Source organism: Clostridium thailandense (assembly GCF_019207025.1).
Taxonomy (GTDB): Bacteria; Bacillota; Clostridia; order Clostridiales; family Clostridiaceae; genus Clostridium_AM; species Clostridium_AM thailandense.
The window spans coordinates 12,798-30,348 of the sequence record NZ_JAEEGC010000008.1 but is presented as its reverse complement, the minus strand read 5'-3'; the positions used below and the strand labels follow the sequence as shown (position 1 = coordinate 30,348).

12 protein-coding genes are annotated in these 17,551 nt (G+C 31.8%); all 12 read left to right on the top strand.

The annotated features are described in order from the left end of the window. The first annotated feature begins 15 nt into the window (after window positions 1–15). Window positions 16–1,926, top strand: a complete 1,911-nt coding sequence (locus I6U48_RS02285; RefSeq protein WP_218318782.1) for a cell wall-binding repeat-containing protein — start codon at window positions 16–18, stop codon at window positions 1,924–1,926. A gap of 163 nt (window positions 1,927–2,089) precedes the next feature. Beyond that, window positions 2,090–3,136 carry an HD-GYP domain-containing protein gene (locus I6U48_RS02280; RefSeq protein ID WP_218318781.1) on the top strand — a complete coding sequence of 349 codons (1,047 nt, stop codon included), beginning with the start codon at window positions 2,090–2,092 and terminating at the stop codon, window positions 3,134–3,136. Window positions 3,137–3,320: 184 nt separating this feature from the next. Next, a complete protein-coding gene (locus tag I6U48_RS02275; RefSeq protein ID WP_218318780.1) occupies window positions 3,321–6,560 on the top strand; it encodes a DEAD/DEAH box helicase in 3,240 nt (1,079 codons plus the stop codon). A 352-nt stretch (window positions 6,561–6,912) separates the two neighbouring features. Continuing rightward, window positions 6,913–8,436 (top strand): YfcC family protein, encoded by a 1,524-nt coding sequence (locus I6U48_RS02270; RefSeq protein ID WP_218318779.1) that lies wholly within the window; start codon window positions 6,913–6,915, stop codon window positions 8,434–8,436. A gap of 141 nt (window positions 8,437–8,577) precedes the next feature. Continuing rightward, window positions 8,578–8,775, top strand: a complete 198-nt coding sequence (locus I6U48_RS02265) for a helix-turn-helix transcriptional regulator (protein WP_218318778.1) — start codon at window positions 8,578–8,580, stop codon at window positions 8,773–8,775. Between the two features lie 2 nt (window positions 8,776–8,777). Next, on the top strand, window positions 8,778–9,218 hold the full coding sequence (locus tag I6U48_RS02260; protein WP_218318777.1) for a DUF2178 domain-containing protein: 441 nt from the start codon (window positions 8,778–8,780) through the stop codon (window positions 9,216–9,218). A 261-nt stretch (window positions 9,219–9,479) separates the two neighbouring features. Next, entirely contained in the window at window positions 9,480–10,403 is a 924-nt protein-coding gene (locus I6U48_RS02255; RefSeq protein ID WP_376774512.1) for an NTP transferase domain-containing protein, read from the top strand. 122 nt (window positions 10,404–10,525) lie between these two features. Next, window positions 10,526–13,090: a selenium-dependent xanthine dehydrogenase gene (gene xdh / locus I6U48_RS02250; RefSeq protein WP_218318775.1), complete on the top strand. Its 2,565-nt coding sequence runs from the start codon at window positions 10,526–10,528 to the stop codon at window positions 13,088–13,090. 56 nt (window positions 13,091–13,146) lie between these two features. Next, window positions 13,147–13,782 (top strand): nucleotidyltransferase family protein, encoded by a 636-nt coding sequence (locus I6U48_RS02245; RefSeq protein ID WP_218318774.1) that lies wholly within the window; start codon window positions 13,147–13,149, stop codon window positions 13,780–13,782. Window positions 13,783–13,853: 71 nt separating this feature from the next. Further along, the gene (locus I6U48_RS02240) at window positions 13,854–15,968 is read left to right on the top strand and encodes a xanthine dehydrogenase family protein molybdopterin-binding subunit (protein WP_218318773.1); all 2,115 of its coding nucleotides are present in this window, start codon (window positions 13,854–13,856) and stop codon (window positions 15,966–15,968) included. Next, window positions 15,968–16,435, top strand: coding sequence for a (2Fe-2S)-binding protein (locus I6U48_RS02235; RefSeq protein ID WP_218318772.1), 468 nt, complete (start codon window positions 15,968–15,970; stop codon window positions 16,433–16,435). Before I6U48_RS02240 ends, I6U48_RS02235 begins: the two co-directional genes overlap by 1 nt. After that, entirely contained in the window at window positions 16,429–17,247 is an 819-nt protein-coding gene (locus I6U48_RS02230) for an FAD binding domain-containing protein (protein WP_218318771.1), read from the top strand. Before I6U48_RS02235 ends, I6U48_RS02230 begins: the two co-directional genes overlap by 7 nt. Window positions 17,248–17,551 lie beyond the last annotated feature (304 nt).

Here is a 17,551-nt window from a genome sequence, read left to right as displayed (position 1 = left end):
AGGAGGTAACTTAAAATGAGAGTACTTAAATTATTAAACTACAAAATAATTTTTGCTAGTATGTTTATATTAAGCATTATTTTTTTGAATACAAAAGTTTTAGCAGAAGATATGAATGCTAGCAAAACAAGCATACAACGAATAGAAGGGTCTAATAGAATTGAAACTGCAAATTTGATTTCTAAATATAAATGGAAAGATACTTCAGAAAATGTAGTAATTGCTTCATCTGAAGATTTTTTTTGTGCCATTAGTGCAGTGCCATTAGCTTCAAAGTTAAACTGCCCTATTTTGTTCACTGAAAAAAATACTTTAAATCAAAATACTAAGGAAGAAATTATAAGACTTAAAGCTAAAAAGATTTATATAATTGGTGACAAGGATGTTATTTCTCAAGAAACAGAGGATGAACTATTGAAAATAGCTAACAGCGTATACCGTATTCAAGGAAAAGATAAATTTAGTATATCTACAAATATTGCATTAATTATTGGTAAATCTGATAAGGTGTTTATAGTAAATGGAAATGATTTTCCAGATGCTTTATCTATAGCATCGATTGCAGGTAAAAATGAAGCACCTATAATATTTACAGACAAAGAACAATTAACTACATCAGCTATGAAATATATAAAGAGTAATAAAATAAAAGAATCATATATAGTTGGAGGAAAGGAGGTTATTAGTAATGACATACTAAATGGCTTACCTAATCCTTATAGGCTATTTGGAGAAGATAGATATGCAACTAATATTGATATAATAAATTATTTTAGTGATGAATTAAATCAGAGTAGTACATTTATTGTTCCAGGAGAAAGTATTGAAGACTCAACTGCAGCAATAGCTGCAGCTGTGGTAGCACAAAGTAGTTCATCACCACTTGTTTTGATGGGAGCGCCTGGTGAAACATACTCGAAGAACTTTTTAGAATCGAATAGTTTTAATATAAATAATGTCATAATTATTGGCGGGGAGAATGTATTGTCAAGTAAAAGACTTGGAATACTTGGTGATTATAATAGCATAAATGCTAAGGACTATTTAGATACCGTAAGCTATGATGGAAGTAATCAAGGGTGTCATCCTAAAGTCTTGTACTTCCCTGACCAATGGTCAGGTTGGAAGTACTGGATGGTATTTACTCCTTATCCTAATGGAGATGATAAATATGAAAATCCTTCTATACTTGTATCACAAACGGGGCATGAATGGTTTACACCATATGGACTAGTAAATCCAGTGGTGTCAGGATTAAATCAAAGTGATTGTCATCTAAGTGATCCACATATACTATTTAACCAAGGAAACAAAACTTTAGAATTATGGTACAGGGCTACTTACTATAATAATGAAGATAGGATAATGAGAGTAACTTCAAAAGATGGAGTTAAGTGGTCGGAGCCGGAAAAAATGGTCTCATTTTATGGAGTAAAAGAATGTTTAAGTCCTACAGTTATTTTTGAAGATAATAAATATAAAATGTGGTATGTAAGTGAAGAATTAAAATGTATGTATATACAAAGTGGAGATGGTAAGCACTGGACTTCTCCGAAAGAAGTTAAACTAAACTTAACTGATTCATATGTTCCATGGCACCTGGATCTAATCAAGACAGATTTGAGTTATGAAATTTTAGTTTCTGCATTTAAACTGAAAGAAGCAGCATTGAATAATAGGGTATTAATGTGGGGAACATCAGAAGATGGGTTGAATTTTAATAACTTGACTACTGTTTTGATACCAACTCAAAATGATAACTCATGGGATAATAAACAGATCTATAGATCCTCTTTTGTAAAGGTTAATGGTGTTTATAAAGTATTTTATTCAGCAATGAATAAAAAGAATCAGTGGCATATTGGCCTTTCACAAGGAAAAAGCATGAAGTATCTACATGGATTTGCATTTAAAAAACACAAATAGTTTGCAATTAGAGACACATCAAAGCTTATCAAAAGTTTTAGATGTGTCTTTTTATAGCTATTTATTAATGATTAATTTATGCATGAAAAAAAAATTGTTTAGTGTTATAATTATATAAAAAAAGTTGAAAAATAATAATTTTTGTATTTTTGAGGAGATAAGCATGGGGAAAATATGCATATTAGTTTCAGAGTGCAAATTAGGAGACATAGTTGCACAAAAGGTAGTAAGCAAATATGGTGCGACTATTGCTGTAGAAAATACAGTTATAAACAATTATATTAAAAATAAACTTATTGCATTTGATATAAATTATATTTGGATATATGGAAATGCTGATGAAGAAACACCTAAATTAATAGATAATAATCTTTTGAAACTAAAGAAAGATTACAAACAAAATGTTATGGAGATTAATGAAGTTATAAATGATTTATCTAGAGGAAAACCAGTAAATGTACAAAAAATAGATAAAATATCAAATTCAATTTATAATGCTATAAATGATGAATACCATATTATTAAGTGTCTTAGTGAGCTAAGAACAGCAGATCAACATCTATATAGCCATAGTATAAATGTATCTTTTTATGGAATGCTACTAGGCAAGTGGCTGTGTCTAACAAAAAGTGAGATAAATAAAATAGTGCAGGCTGGACTGCTTCATGATATAGGAAAAGCAAAAATACCAACTGAAATTTTAAATAAAAAGGGAAAATTAGATGTTCAAGAAGTTGAAGAAATAAAGAGACATACTATATATGGATATAACATGGTAAAGAGAATACATATTATTTCAGATGAAGTAAAAGAGGCAATTTTGTTACATCATGAAAGAATGAATAAATCAGGATACCCTATGGGAAAAGATGGAGATGAATTAAGTTTATATTCTAAGATAATTGGTATTGCAGATGCTTATGATGCAATTACTTCAGAGAGGATTTATAGGCATAGAGAAACGCCTTTTATAGCTTTTGAAATACTTCAAAAGGAAAATATAGAGTGTTTTGATATACATATAATGAGTACTTTTTTAGGAAACTTGGCAGCCTGCTATGTAGGTTCAAGGGTTATGTTAAACAATGGTAGAACAGGAGAGATTCTATATGTGCCTCCACATGCAATTACTAAGCCTATTGTTAGTGTTGAATCTGAATATATTGATTTATCTAAGGAAAGTAATTTAAAAATTATAAGAATGATTTAGAAATTATGTTTATAATCTTATATATTTAGAGAAGTTATTGCTCTTTTTCTTTTGAATAGAAGGAGCTGTTGCATATTATAGTGCAACAGCTCCTTCGGTCATTTTATAAAATTGGCCTACATTTAAGCTTATAATTTATGTTATAATAAAAAGATTGAAAATTAAATTTACTAAAGGTGAGAATATGTTGAAAGAAGATATGTTACTTCAAATATTTAATGAAGAAACCAGCGGGAAAAATCAGTTAAAAGGACAAAGAGTATTTAATAATGATTTAATTTCTTCATTAGATATTACTAGTGAAGATAACTTGATTTGCATAAGCAGTAATGTGATTTCAGAAAATCTTTTTAATGAATATAGTGCGAAAATCGAACTAGACACAAGCAAGAAAAGTATATTTTCTACCTATTGTAGTTGTGGAGATTATGAGAAAAATGAATTTAATAAGAGAAATTATTGTTGCAAGCATCTAGTAGCAACTTTCTACAAGGCGGTGGGGGATCTTGCGAAACATCCTCTTTTGAATGAAGAGAATTATAATGACAAGAAAGAATATAAAAATAATCTTTTATTCACACTTCTAGAGGATGAAAATGATAAAGAACAGATAAAGATAGAAATTTACATAGATAAAAACGATTGGAATCATAATCTAATGGCTGAATTTAGAATAGGGCTTAATACTACAAGTTCTAGTAATCTCTATGTTTTGAAGGATATTAATCAATTTTTGGTAGGAATGTATAATAATGTTCCTATAAACTATGGTAAAAATTTTATCTTTGATATGAGAAATCAAAGGTTAACTACAAAGGATAAGAGACTTATTGATTTTATTGAGACTTTAAAAGAAATAGAAAAGAACCAAAATTATGTTAATAGAAATGGATTTAAAATTATAGATGGAAAATATATAAATATTCCTAATTATTTAGTTAGAGAGTTCTTTCAGGTTGTAAGAAGACATAGGGTCTACTTAAATGAAGGTTTTTTTTGCAGAAATTTTGAAACGGAGATACTATTTGATTCTCCAGCAGTAGAGTTCGATTTGAAATTAATTAAGGATGAATATGTGCTTAAATCGCCAGGGGGAATGCCAGAAGTTTTAGGATCCAAAAATGATGTTTTTTTATACGGTACAACTATATATCTTCCAGACTATGAATTTTGTTATAAGATAAGTCCATACCTTAGAGTTTTTAATGAATCAAAAGTAGTAGTAATTCCAAGTTCAGAGGAAAAAACTATTTTGAAGAGACTAGTTCCGGATCTTAATGAGCTATCACCAAATGTTACTTTATCTAAGCCTATAAAAGATAAAATAGTAATGGAAGAGTGTAAGTTTAATTTTTATTTTGATAAGGAAGAAAATAATGTTACATTAACTGTGAAGGTGCAATATGGAGCTTATGAATTTAATATCTTTGAAGATTGTAAAGAAAAAGTTATATATAGAAATTCAAAAAAGGAAACAGAAGTTAAGGTCACTATAAGAAATTTAGGCTTTGAAGAAATAGAAGGTAAGTATTACCTTGTGATGGGAGAAGAATACATATTTAGGTTCTTTAAAAGTGAGATATTTAAGTTTCAGGAACTAGGAGAAGTATATTATTCAGAAAATTTTAAAGGAATCAAGTACATAGGAACAAAGGGGATAAGTGGAGATATTAAAGCTGGTAAATATAATTATTTTGAATTAGACTTTACAATAGCAGGCATCAATCCACAGGAGACAGCTCATATATTAAGAGCATTTAGAGACAATCTTAAATATTATAAATTAAAAAACGGAGAGTATCTTGATTTAGAGCAGCTAGAGCTTAAACGTTTTTTAAAGCTTTTAGATATAGTTTCTTCAAAGGATATAGATAATAATCATATTGAAATATCTAAAAATAGAGCTGCTTTTATTGCTGATTATTTAGAGGAAAGTAATATTAGATATATAAAAGGGAATAAAGAATTAAAAGAAATAAGAGATAAACTTAAAAATGCTAAAAAATTAAAGTTTGAAGTGCCATTAGATTTAAAAGGAATTTTGAGGGAATATCAAAAACTAGGATTCAACTGGTTTAAAACTTTAGATTATTTAGGATTTGGTGGAATCTTAGGGGATGAAATGGGACTTGGTAAAACGCTTCAAACTATTGCATTCATATTATCTAATAAGTCGAGCAAATCCTTAATTGTAGCGCCTACTTCATTAGTGTACAATTGGTTAAGTGAATTTGAAAAGTTTGCGCCTTCTGTAAAGGTAAAGGTTGTTAATGGATTAAAGGAAGACAGAGAAGAAATAATTAAAAATATAGAAAGTTATGATGTGATAATTACAACTTATAATTTATTAAAAAGAGACTTAGAGAGTTATAGAAATCTTGAATTTGATTATTGTATATTAGATGAGGCTCAAAACATAAAAAACTATAATTCTCAAAATGCAATAGCAGTAAAGGAAATAAAGGCAAAAAATAGATTTGCGTTATCAGGAACCCCAATTGAAAACTCACTTATGGAACTTTGGTCTATATTTGATTTTATAATGCCGGGATATTTATATGATGAAAAAAGATTTAGTGTAAGATATCATAAAAAGCTTAGAGAGAGTCCAGAGGTACTGGAAGATTTAAATAGACTTATAAAGCCTTTTATACTTAGAAGAAAAAAAAGAGAGGTTATAAAAGAATTACCGGATAAAATAGAAAAAACACTAGTAGTTGACTTGGAAGATGAGCAAAAGAAAATTTATAAAGCTTATGCAAACTATGCTGTGGAGCTTATTCAAAAAAGGGTAAAAGACTATGAATTTCAAAATAGTAAAATAGAAATACTAGCTTATATAACTAAGCTAAGGCAGATATGTTTAGATCCTTCTATATTAATGAAAGACTATAGTGGAAGTAGTGGGAAATTAGAAGCATTAGCTGAGCTGCTTAATAAAACTATAGAAGAAAGTCATAGAGTATTAGTTTTTTCTCAATTTACATCTGTTCTTAAAAATATTGGGAAAAGGATATCTGCGGATGGAATAAGTTTTAGTTATTTAGACGGCACGATGACTTCAGATAAAAGAATGAAAACAGTTAAAAGCTTTAATGATGGAGAAACTTCGGTATTTTTGATAAGTTTAAAGGCTGGAGGTACGGGATTAAATCTAACCTCTGCAGATGTAGTAATTCATTTTGATCCTTGGTGGAATCCATCAGTAGAAGAACAGGCAACCGATAGAGCACATAGAATAGGACAAAAAAATGTAGTGCAGGTTATAAAAATTATAGCTAAAGGTACTATTGAAGAAAAGATTATTTCTCTCCAAGAGGAAAAGAAAAAGCTTATATCACAACTTATGGGAGATGATTTTTCAAAAGGCAGCGGACTTGTAGATTTAAGTCAGGAACAAATAATGGAATTATTTAGAGTGTAAAACTCAATTTCAATAATTTTTAGGATCTAGTAGTGAAATAAGCTACTAGATCTTTTTTTTGAAATTTATTACACCAATTAATATATTTATGCAATAAATATATTAATTTTTATTTTTTTGACTTTATAAAATCAACATAAATTACATAAGATTATATACAAATATACTTAATTTTTTTTAGTAAAACTGAAAAAATATTAATGATTCAACAAAAAATATATTAATATTAAAAGTTGAATTGATGAATAAGTATAAAAAATGGTGAAAATTTATAATTTTTACAATTTATATTGGTGAATACAAGAAAAAGTTGTATAATAATTGTATAAAAACAATTGAGGAGGACGAAAAAATGAATAAAAAAATGAGTAAGAAAAAAATGGGTTTTCCTACAGCATTTACAGTACTATTTATAGTTTTAATTTTTGCGGCTGTTCTTACCTATGTAATACCTGCAGGATCATATTCAAAACTAAAATATGACTCTGATAAAAAGATTTTTATGGTTACAAAGCCAGATGCTTCTGTACAGGAAATGCCAGCTAAACAAGAAACTTTGGACAAGCTTGGTATTAAGGTTGATATACAAAAATTTGCTGATGGAAGTATTAGTAAACCTGTAGCAATTCCTGGCACATATGAAAAAGTAAAACAAAACCCACAAGGTGTAAAGGAGTTATTTCAAGCTCCAATCAAAGGAGTATATGATACCATTGATATTATTATGTTTGTATTCATAGTTGGTGGGTGTATTTCTGTGTTAAATAGTACTGGAGCTTTTGATGCGGGAATTTCTAGCCTTTCAAGAGCGACAAATGGAAAAGAATATGTATTAATAATTGTTGTAACTATATTAATTGCATTAGGAGGAACGACTTTCGGAATGGCAGAAGAGACCATTGCGCTATATCCAATACTTGTTCCTATATTTATGGCAGCAGGATATGATGCAATAGTATGTATAGCTGCTCTTTATATGGGATCATCAATTGGTACGATGTTTTCTACTGTAAATCCATTTTCATCAGTTATTGGTTCAAATGCAGCAGGAATATCCTTCACTCAAGGATTAACAATAAGATTGATAGGATTGATAATTGCAACAGTATTTACTATTGTATATATTTTAAAATATGGTGCAAAGATCAAGAAGGACCCAACTAAGTCATTAATATATAGTCAAAAAGAAGAAATCGAAGAAAAGTTCTTAAAGGATTACGCTGGTAAAAGTATTCCGGAATTTACTTTTAGACGTAAATTAATGTTAGCTATATTTGGACTAGCATTTGTTGTAATGGTTTGGGGAGTTTCCACTCAAGAGTGGTGGTTCCTAGAAATGACTACATTATTTTTAGTTGTGGGAATAATAATTGGTATAATCTCAGGGATGGGAGAAAAAGAATTTGTTAGTAAATTTGTTGCAGGAGCTGGAGACTTAATAGGTGTCGCATTAGTTATCGGAGTAGCAAGAGGAATTAACTTAATTATGGATACAGGATTAATCTCTGACTCAATCCTTAATCTATCATCAGGAGCAGTTCAAGGAATGAATCCATATGTATTTATTATTGTAATGCTTGTAATATTTATCGTACTTGGATTCTTTATTCCATCATCTTCAGGACTTGCTGTACTTGCAATGCCAATTATGGCTCCACTTGCAGATGCTGTTGGATTGCCAAGACACGTAATAGTAAGTGCATATCAGTATGGACAAGGATTAATAGCATTTATAACACCGACAGGTTTGATTCTTGCAACTTTAGCAATGGTTGATGTAACCTATGATAAGTGGTTAAAATTCATAATGAAATTAATGGGCTATACGGGCATATTTGCAGTTATAATGTTATTAATTGAAGTAGCTCTTAAATAATAAAGTGGCTGTCACTTAACTGTGAACAGCCACTTTATTTTTTTATCAAAAACATGTAAAGCGTGCTTTACATGTCGAAAATATTGGAATATAATAAATATGTAAAGTTAACTTTACATTAAAAGAAGAGGTGAGCTGTTAGTGAAAAATTCAATAAGAGAGCTTAGAGAGAAGAATGGATACACACAAGACGATCTTGCTTTAGCAGCAGGGGTATCGAGGCAGACAATAATATCCCTTGAGAAAGGAAAATACAATCCATCAATACAACTTGCTTTTAAGCTTTCAAAAATATTTAATTTATCAATTGAAGAAATATTTATTTATGAGGAGGAATAGTTATGAGAACTAGTAAATTAGGAGTGGATTTTATTGGTTTTATTAGGACGACAATAATTGGATTGATAGGGGGAGCAATTTATCTTTATTCAAATAGTCAAGGAATAACCGGAGGAGGAATGAGGTTTACTAAAGTATTTTCATCAATGTTTATTATAATTGGTATTGCCGGAATTATTCTCACTAAGTTTTTTGAAAATAATCCCATAAAGAGCATTGGTGTAGTAAATAAAGATGACGAGATGCAAAAACTAATAAGATATAAAGCTGCTTATGCTGCTTTTGAAATTACTATGTCCGCTATAATGATTTTTATAATGTTAATAGCAGCCGAGATTATAAAACTAACTATGCCTTTATATATGATAGGCATAGTACTTCTAGTTGCAATGGGAGTCATCAATATAGTCTCTATAGTTATATACAGTAATAAAATGAGTTAAATGAGAAAATATGTTTTGAATATAAGGCTTGAAGGCGCAGAAGGAAGAAAACATGATATCATCATATAGAAAAATATTGGAAGAGTAAAGGTAAAAAAATAGCTGGAAGCAATGTGATTCAAAACCTATTGCATAGATAAAAGTTAGTTGAAAATTGTAAGGATAATGTATAAAATTAAATTAAAATCAAAAATGCTAATATTTTAGAACGATGATTGTTTTTTATAAAAAGATAAGTTATATAGAGTAAGGGGTATGGAGATGAAAACAGAAAAAAAAACAGCAGGTATAATTGTAAGTGCTGGAAGAACATCAAGAAGAAATGAAGCAAATCCACTGCTGAAAATCGGTTCTATTTCTGTGGTAAAAAGGATTGTTTTAACATTTCAGTTGGTAGGAATTTCGCCAATTGTAGTGATTGCTGGATATCAAGCGGAAGAAATTGAACATCATCTAGCTGATTATGGAGTTATATTTTTGAGAAATCAATATTATGAAACTTCACAGATGTTTGATTCGGCCAAAATAGGATTAGATTTTTTGCAAAAAAAATGTGATCAGGTAATATTCACTCCAGTGAATATTCCTATGTTTACACCTGAGACTATTCAGAGAATGATAAACTGTAATGAAAAGCTTCTTTCTCCATCTTATAATGGAAAAACTGGACATCCTCTTTTAATATCTTCTGAATTAATTCCTAAAATACTAGAATATGATGGAAATATGGGGATGAGAGGAGCAATTAAAAATATTGGAGTTGAAAGAAAATGGATGGATGTAGATGATGAAGGCATTCTTCATGATACGGATGATATTGATAGATTGGATCAGCTTTCAAAAAAACATAATCAGCATATTTTACATCCATTTGTTAGAATTAGCATTGAAAAAGAGAACTTATTTTTTAATTCAAAAGCAAAGTTGCTCTTAATTTTAATTCAGGAAACAGGTTCTGTACGAAGTGCATGTAAACATATTGCATTGTCTTATAGCAAGGCATGGAATATGCTGAACCAATTAGAAAAAGAATTAGGATATGAAGTGGTTAAAAGAAAACATGGGGGCAACAATGGTGGGGAAACTTATTTGACAAATGAAGGTATTGAATTTTTGAAAAAATATCAGCAATTTGAACAGAATGTACGTCAATATGCAAATGATGAGTTTGAAAGAATATTCTAAAAAATAGAAGTTTTGTTAAGAGCGATTTCTTTTCACAAAGAATTTGCTGAATATTATCCTCCGTTTTATAATAAGCATAGCGGCAAGTCGTTATACTTATTATAAAAACATGGAGGTTATTTATGTTTGTCTTAAATGTTAATGGTAAAGAAGTTATTTCTAAAATAGACAAAACATTACTATCTTTTTTAAGGGATGACTTAAGGATTACTTCCGCAAAAGATGGATGCAGTGAAGGAGCTTGTGGTACATGTACTGTTTTAGTGGATGGAAAAGCAGTAAAAGCTTGTGTACAAAAAGTATCAAAATTTGTAGGGAAGCATATTTTAACTGTTGAAGGATTAAGCTATAGAGAAAAAGAAGTTTATGAATATTGTTTTGGAGAATCAGGGGCAGTTCAGTGTGGATTTTGTATTCCAGGAATGATAATTTGCGCAAAAGCTTTATTAGATGTCAATCTTAATCCAACAATTAAAGATATTAAGAAAGCAATACATGGAAATATTTGTCGATGTACAGGCTATAAGAAAATTGAAGAAGCTATTTTAATGTCAGCAAAATATTTTAGAGATAATCTAGACATTCCAAATGCTCCAACTGAATTGAAAATGGCACAGAGATTTAAACGTAGTGATGCAGCTGAAAAAGTAAATGGAACAGGTATTTTTGTAGATGATATTCAATTAACTGGAATGATTTATGCAAAAGCAGTTCGTTCTAAATATCCAAGAGCTATTGTAAACAAAATTGATATCAGTAAAGCAGAAGCTCATCCAGACTGTGTTAAAATTTTATTAGCAAAAGATGTTCCAAATAATAAAATCGGACATATAAAGCAAGATTGGGATGTACTTATTGAAGAAGGTAATACTACTAGATATGTGGGCGATGCATTAGCATTAGTAGCGACATATCATAAAGACAAGCTTGATGAAGTATGTGCATTGGTTCAAGTTGATTACACTGAATTGAAACCGATTACTCACCCAACAGATGCATTAAGATCAGATGCGCCATTAATTCATGTCGATGGAAATATTATGAGCCGTTCTATGCTTCAACGTGGCAATGCAGCTGAGGCAATTAAAAATTCTAAATATGTGGTAACAAGAAAATATCAGACACCATATCAAGAACATGCATTTATGGAGCCAGAGTGTGCAATTGCTATGCCTGAAGGAGAAGATGGAATTCTATTATATTCCGGTTCACAGTCTGTATATGATGAACAGCATGAAATATCAAATATGCTTAAAATTTCATTGGAAAAAGTACATTGTCATTCTCAACTTGTTGGAGGAGGCTTTGGTGGCAAAGAAGATATGAGTGTTCAACATCATGCAGCATTAATGGCATGGCACACTAAAAAACCTGTTAAAGTAAAATTCTCGAGACAAGAAAGTTTGGATTATCATACGAAACGTCATCCAATGGGAATTGAAATGACAACGGCTTGTGATGAAAACGGCTATTTGACTGCTATGAAAGCTGTTATTATTGCTGATATAGGTGCATACGCATCTCTTGGCGGACCAGTATTAGAAAGAGCATGCACACATGCAGGTGGACCATATAATTATCAAAATATGGATATACTTGGAATGTCAGTTTATACCAACAATGTTGTTAGTGGAGCTTTCAGAGGTTTTGGAGCAGCACAAAGTTGTTTTGCTACTGAATGCAATATTAATTTATTAGCAGAAATGGTAGGTATTTCACCATGGGAAATCCGCTATCGAAATGCAATTCGGCCTGGTCAAAGATTACCAAATGGTCAGATAGCAGATGAAAGTGTTGCTATGGCAGAATGTTTAGAGGCTGTTAAGGATATATATGAATCAAATCCATATTCAGGTATTGCTATAGGATGGAAAAACAGCGGAACTGGTGTAGGACATTTGGATATTGGCCGTTGTATTTTATCTATTGAGAACGGTAAAGTACATGTTAGAACTTCTGCAGCTTGTATGGGACAAGGAATTGCACAAATGTGTGCTACTGTATTGTGTCATACAACTGGTATAGATCCATCTATTATTGTACATGAAAGAGCAGATACTGTTCGTACACCTGATTCAGGAACTAGTACTGCTTCTAGACAGACTGTAGTAACTGGTGAAGCTGTAAGACGGGTATCTGAAAAACTGAAATTAGAATTAAATAAAGGACTTACAATAGCTGATTTAGAAGGTAGAGAATTCTATGGAGAGTATTCTGCAAAAACAGACCCAATGGGTGCTATAAAAGATAATCCAATTAGCCATGTAAGTTATAGCTACGGAGCTCAGGTTATTATTCTTAATGAAGAAGGAAAAGTTGAAAAAGCAGTTGCAGCATTTGATGTTGGAACACCGGTTAATATTCAATCTGTTGAAGGACAAATTGAGGGTGGCATGCTCATGGGAATAGGTTATGCTTTGACAGAAGAGTTTAAAGTTGAAGGAGGTTATCCTAAAACAAAACTAGGTACATTGGGACTGATAAGGGCTAAGGATGCTCCTGAACTTGAAGTTATTCTTGTACAAGGTAAAGGAAAAATTCCTGAAACTTATGGAGCAAAAGGTTGTGGAGAATTATGTCTAATTCCGACAGCGCCTGCCTGTGCACATGCTTATTATAGATTAGATGGTAAATTCCGTACTCACTTCCCGCTGCAAGATACGTTCTATAAAAAAGCCAGAAAATAAATAGTATATTAGAAAAGCATCGTAATACTATTTGATTTAGAAAGTGAGGAATTTGAATGAAAGTCAATGGCATTATATTGGCTGCAGGTTTATCTAGCCGTATGAAAGCGTTTAAGCCACTTTTAAAATTAAAAGAAAAAACCATAATTGAACACAGCATCGATAGTATGTTTAATGCTGGTGTAAGTCAAGTAATTGTGGTACTTGGATATCGTGCTGAAGAAGTTGAAGCTTTTTTAAGTGGTAAGTATAACAGTTCTAGGCTGATATTTATACAAAACAGGAGATATTCAGAAACAGACATGTTAACATCTATTAAGATAGGAATATCAGTACTTAATACCTGTGATGCCTTTTATATTCTACCAGGAGATATGCCAGCGATTCATATTAGTACCTTTACTGTGCTAAAAGAGGCTATGTGCAGAACAGATGCAATGGTAGCTTTTCCAACTATTGATGGAAAACGAAAGCATCCACCACTAATTTCATGGAACTGCATAGATTTTATTCTTAACTTTAATGGAGAGGGCGGTCTTCGAGAAGTGTGGAAACAGTTTGAAGGTCTTATGGTAACAGCACCTGTTGAGGATTTTGGCTGTATGTTAGATGCAGATACAAAGTTAGATTATGATAGACTGCTACACTATATGGATAGGGAGATTTATCTAAAACAATTAACATATATATAATATTGTTCTAGTTTATAAATTTTATAGCATTTATAAAAATGTATAACAAATAAATGTATAGGAGGAGCTATATGGAAACTATAAGTAAATCTGTGAAGAAAAAAGATCATGAATCAAAAATGAACGGTCGTGCTCTTTATGTGGATGATCATGTAATGGAAGATATGCTTTATGGAAAGTTGTTACACTCTGTAAAAGCAAAAGCACGTATTAAAAATATTATTCTTCCTGAATTGCCAGAAGGATATTATGTTGTTGACAAAAACGATATAACAGGTGTAAATCGCGTTGCAATTGTAAAGGATGATACTCCTGTTTATGCTAATGATACTGTAGAATATGTTGGTGAACCAATTTTAATGGTAGTTGGACCAAACCTAAAAGAAGTTGAGAGAATTTTAAATGAAATTGTTATAGTATATGAAGAGCAAGTTCCTGTTCTTGATATGTGCAAATCTGATACTGTGTTCTTTCATTATAATTATGAAAAAGGTGATATTGATAAAGCCTTAAAAGATGCAGATCGCGTTTTCATTGAGACTTTCCAAACTGGTTATCAAGAACAAGCTTATCTTGAAACACAAGGTATAATAGCCTATCCTCATGATGGAAGAATGACTGTACGTGGTTCTATGCAGTGTCCATATTATGTTCATGGTGCAGTGTCAAAAGCATTAGGATATGACGCTAAGGATGTTCAAGTTATCCAGGACATTACTGGTGGAGGTTTTGGGGGAAAGGAAGCATTTCCATCTATACTTGCGTGTCAAACAGCAGTAGCAGCAAAAAAGGCAAATAAGCCTGTTAAGGTGGTATTTGACAGACGAGAGGATATGGAGTTTACGTCTAAACGTCACCCATCTATAAGTACTTATAAAGTAGCTGTTAAAAATGGTGAAATTACTGGTATGGATATTGATGTTCTTTTTAATAGTGGTGCATATACAACACTTTCTCCAGTTGTTTTACAGCGCGGTTTGATTTGTGCAAATGGTGTGTATCGCGTAGATAATCTTCGTGTTGATGGTCGTGCGGTTAAAACTAATACTGTACCTTGCGGTGCATATCGTGGCTTTGGTGCACCTCAGACCTTCTTTGCAGTAGAAATGATTATGGATCATATTGCAAAAGAAATGGGTATTGATTCTCTTGAACTTAAAGAAAAATACATTGTTAAACAGGGTGATTCTACTTCTACAAGTGGTAAGTATCATTTTCATGTACCTCTACCTGAAATGATTGAGCGTATTGATGAACTTACTGATTACCGTGCAAAACGCAAATTGTACAAGAATCAAACAGGTAGATACCGCAAGGGGATTGGTATGTCTTTGTTTTTCCATGGGTGCGGATTTACTGGTAGTGGAGAACGTGATATCATTAAGGCAGTTACTAAGATAAGGAAGAATTCAGATGATACTGTGGAAATTTTAGCAAGTAATTCGGATATAGGACAAGGTCTAAAAACTACTTTCAGTAAAATTGTTGCAGATACTCTTGGAATTCCTTATGAACAGGTTTTTATCAATAATCCTGATACAGACCGTGTACCAGACTCAGGTCCGACAGTAGCAAGCCGTTCCTTGATGACAGTTGGGGGATTGCTTAAGCGTGCGGCAGAAAAGCTTAAAAAAGAATGGAAACCAGGAGAAGAACAAGTTGTAGAAGAACATTTTGCTGAGCCTGATTTTGTAATTCCTTTTAGTATTGATGAGTTCAAGGGAGACGCTTATCCAACCTATTCTTGGTCTGTTAATGCTATTGAAGTAGAAGTGGATACACTTACTGCTACTACTAATATACTTGGAGCATGGGGGATTTTTGACGTTGGTGTTCCAATTGATATGAATATTATACAGGGGCAAATGGAGGGAGGTTTCCTTCAAGGTATTGGCTATGCGTCTATGGAACAAATGGATTATAATGATAGAGGTATGATTCGTAACAACAGTTTTAGTGATTACATCATTCCTACATCAGTAGATGTTCCAAATCTTGTAACTGAGATAATGAATAACCCATATACACATGGGCCATATGGTGCAAAGGGAGCTGGTGAACTTCCATTAGTTGGTGCTGCTCCAGCTTATGTTGAGGCTATGGAAAATGCTCTTGGCGCAAATTTAAATAAAATACCATTCACACAAGAAGATACCATGAGAGTTTTACAGGAGGTGCTTAAGTAATGATAAAATTTATTCTTAATGGACAGGAGGTTGCGTCTGCTGCAAAAGCAAATGAGCGTTTGCTGGATGTACTTAGAAATGAATTTAGTATTACTGGTGTAAAGTGTGGTTGTAAAGAAGGCGAATGCGGTGCTTGTTCTGTTATTCTTGATAACCGACTAGCTAACTCTTGTATGGTAGCTATGGGCAGTATTGAAGGAAGTGCTGTCGTAACCATTGAAGGATATAGAGAAACTGAACGTTTTATGGTCCTTGATAAGGCATATGCATCCGTAAGTGCTGTGCAATGTGGTTTTTGTATCCCTGGCATGATACTTGCATCAGAGTGTATTCTTGCTAAGAATCCAAACCCTACTGAAAATGACATTCGTGATGGTATTTCTGGAAATCTTTGCAGATGTACTGGCTATAATGCTATAGTTAAGGCTATTAATATTGCAGCAAAGGAGGGGAAGGGTTTATGGTAAATGGATATAAGGCAACATCCTTAAAAGAAGCATTGGAAATTCGTGCAAGAGAGGCTGTTACTCCATATGCAGGAGGTACTGATTTAATGGTGGAAGCAGATGAGAACGCAACATATTTGTTTCTTAATAAAGTGTCAGAGATGAAAAATATCGTGGAGGATAATGAATATATTCGTATTGGAGCGGCATGTAACTTTACTGATATTATTGAGAGTGAGTTAGTTCCTGCTATTTTAAAAGAAGCATTAGCTCAGATTGCAGCACCAGCAATAAGAAATCTTGGTACTATAGGAGGTAATATATGTAATGGATCTCCTAAGGCAGATAGTGCACTAGTATTATTTGCTACAGATTCTAAACTTCGTATTGTTAGTAGCAGAGGTGAACGTGTAATTCCTATTAATGAATTTTATCTCGGTAGAAAGAAAACCTCTCTGCAAAAAGATGAATTACTTGTTGAGATTCTTATGGATAAAGTAGGTTTTAATAATTACTATTATAAGAAGATAGGTGCAAGAAAGTCCTTGGCAATTTCTAGAGTAGCTTTTGCTGCCATATTAAATGAAAAAGAAGGCAAAATTAGTAATTGTATAACAGCTTTTGGTGCAGTGAGTGATGTTGTTATTAGGCGAGCAGATATTGATGCAATGCTTATTGGCAAGACTATTGAAGAAGCAAAGGCTGTTAAGGAAGAATATCTTGCAGCCTATGATAAAGCTATCGTACCAATAAGAGGTAGAATTTCTGCAGAGTTCAGAAAGGCTGCTTGTATGAATTTACTTCGTGATTTTCTTGAAAGTAACGGAATCTAATTAGTTTAGAATAAATTTTAATCGACATAATAATAACTGTATTCCAGATTGATCAATGAAATTATTTTGTCAACAATTTAGATATAGAGTTTTAATTTTAGTTTTTAAATAAAGAGATTGTGGAACCTGAATAAGCATGATAGAAAGTTTACTTTTTATCATGCTTATTCAGCTTCCACAGTCTTATACATACTGTGCTTAGTATGTATAAGACTTTAGTTGTAGAAGTTCACTGAATAAAATAATTATTTATCTCTTACTGGAGTATTTTAAAATGCAACTTTGACATTTTTAGTAGTTATTA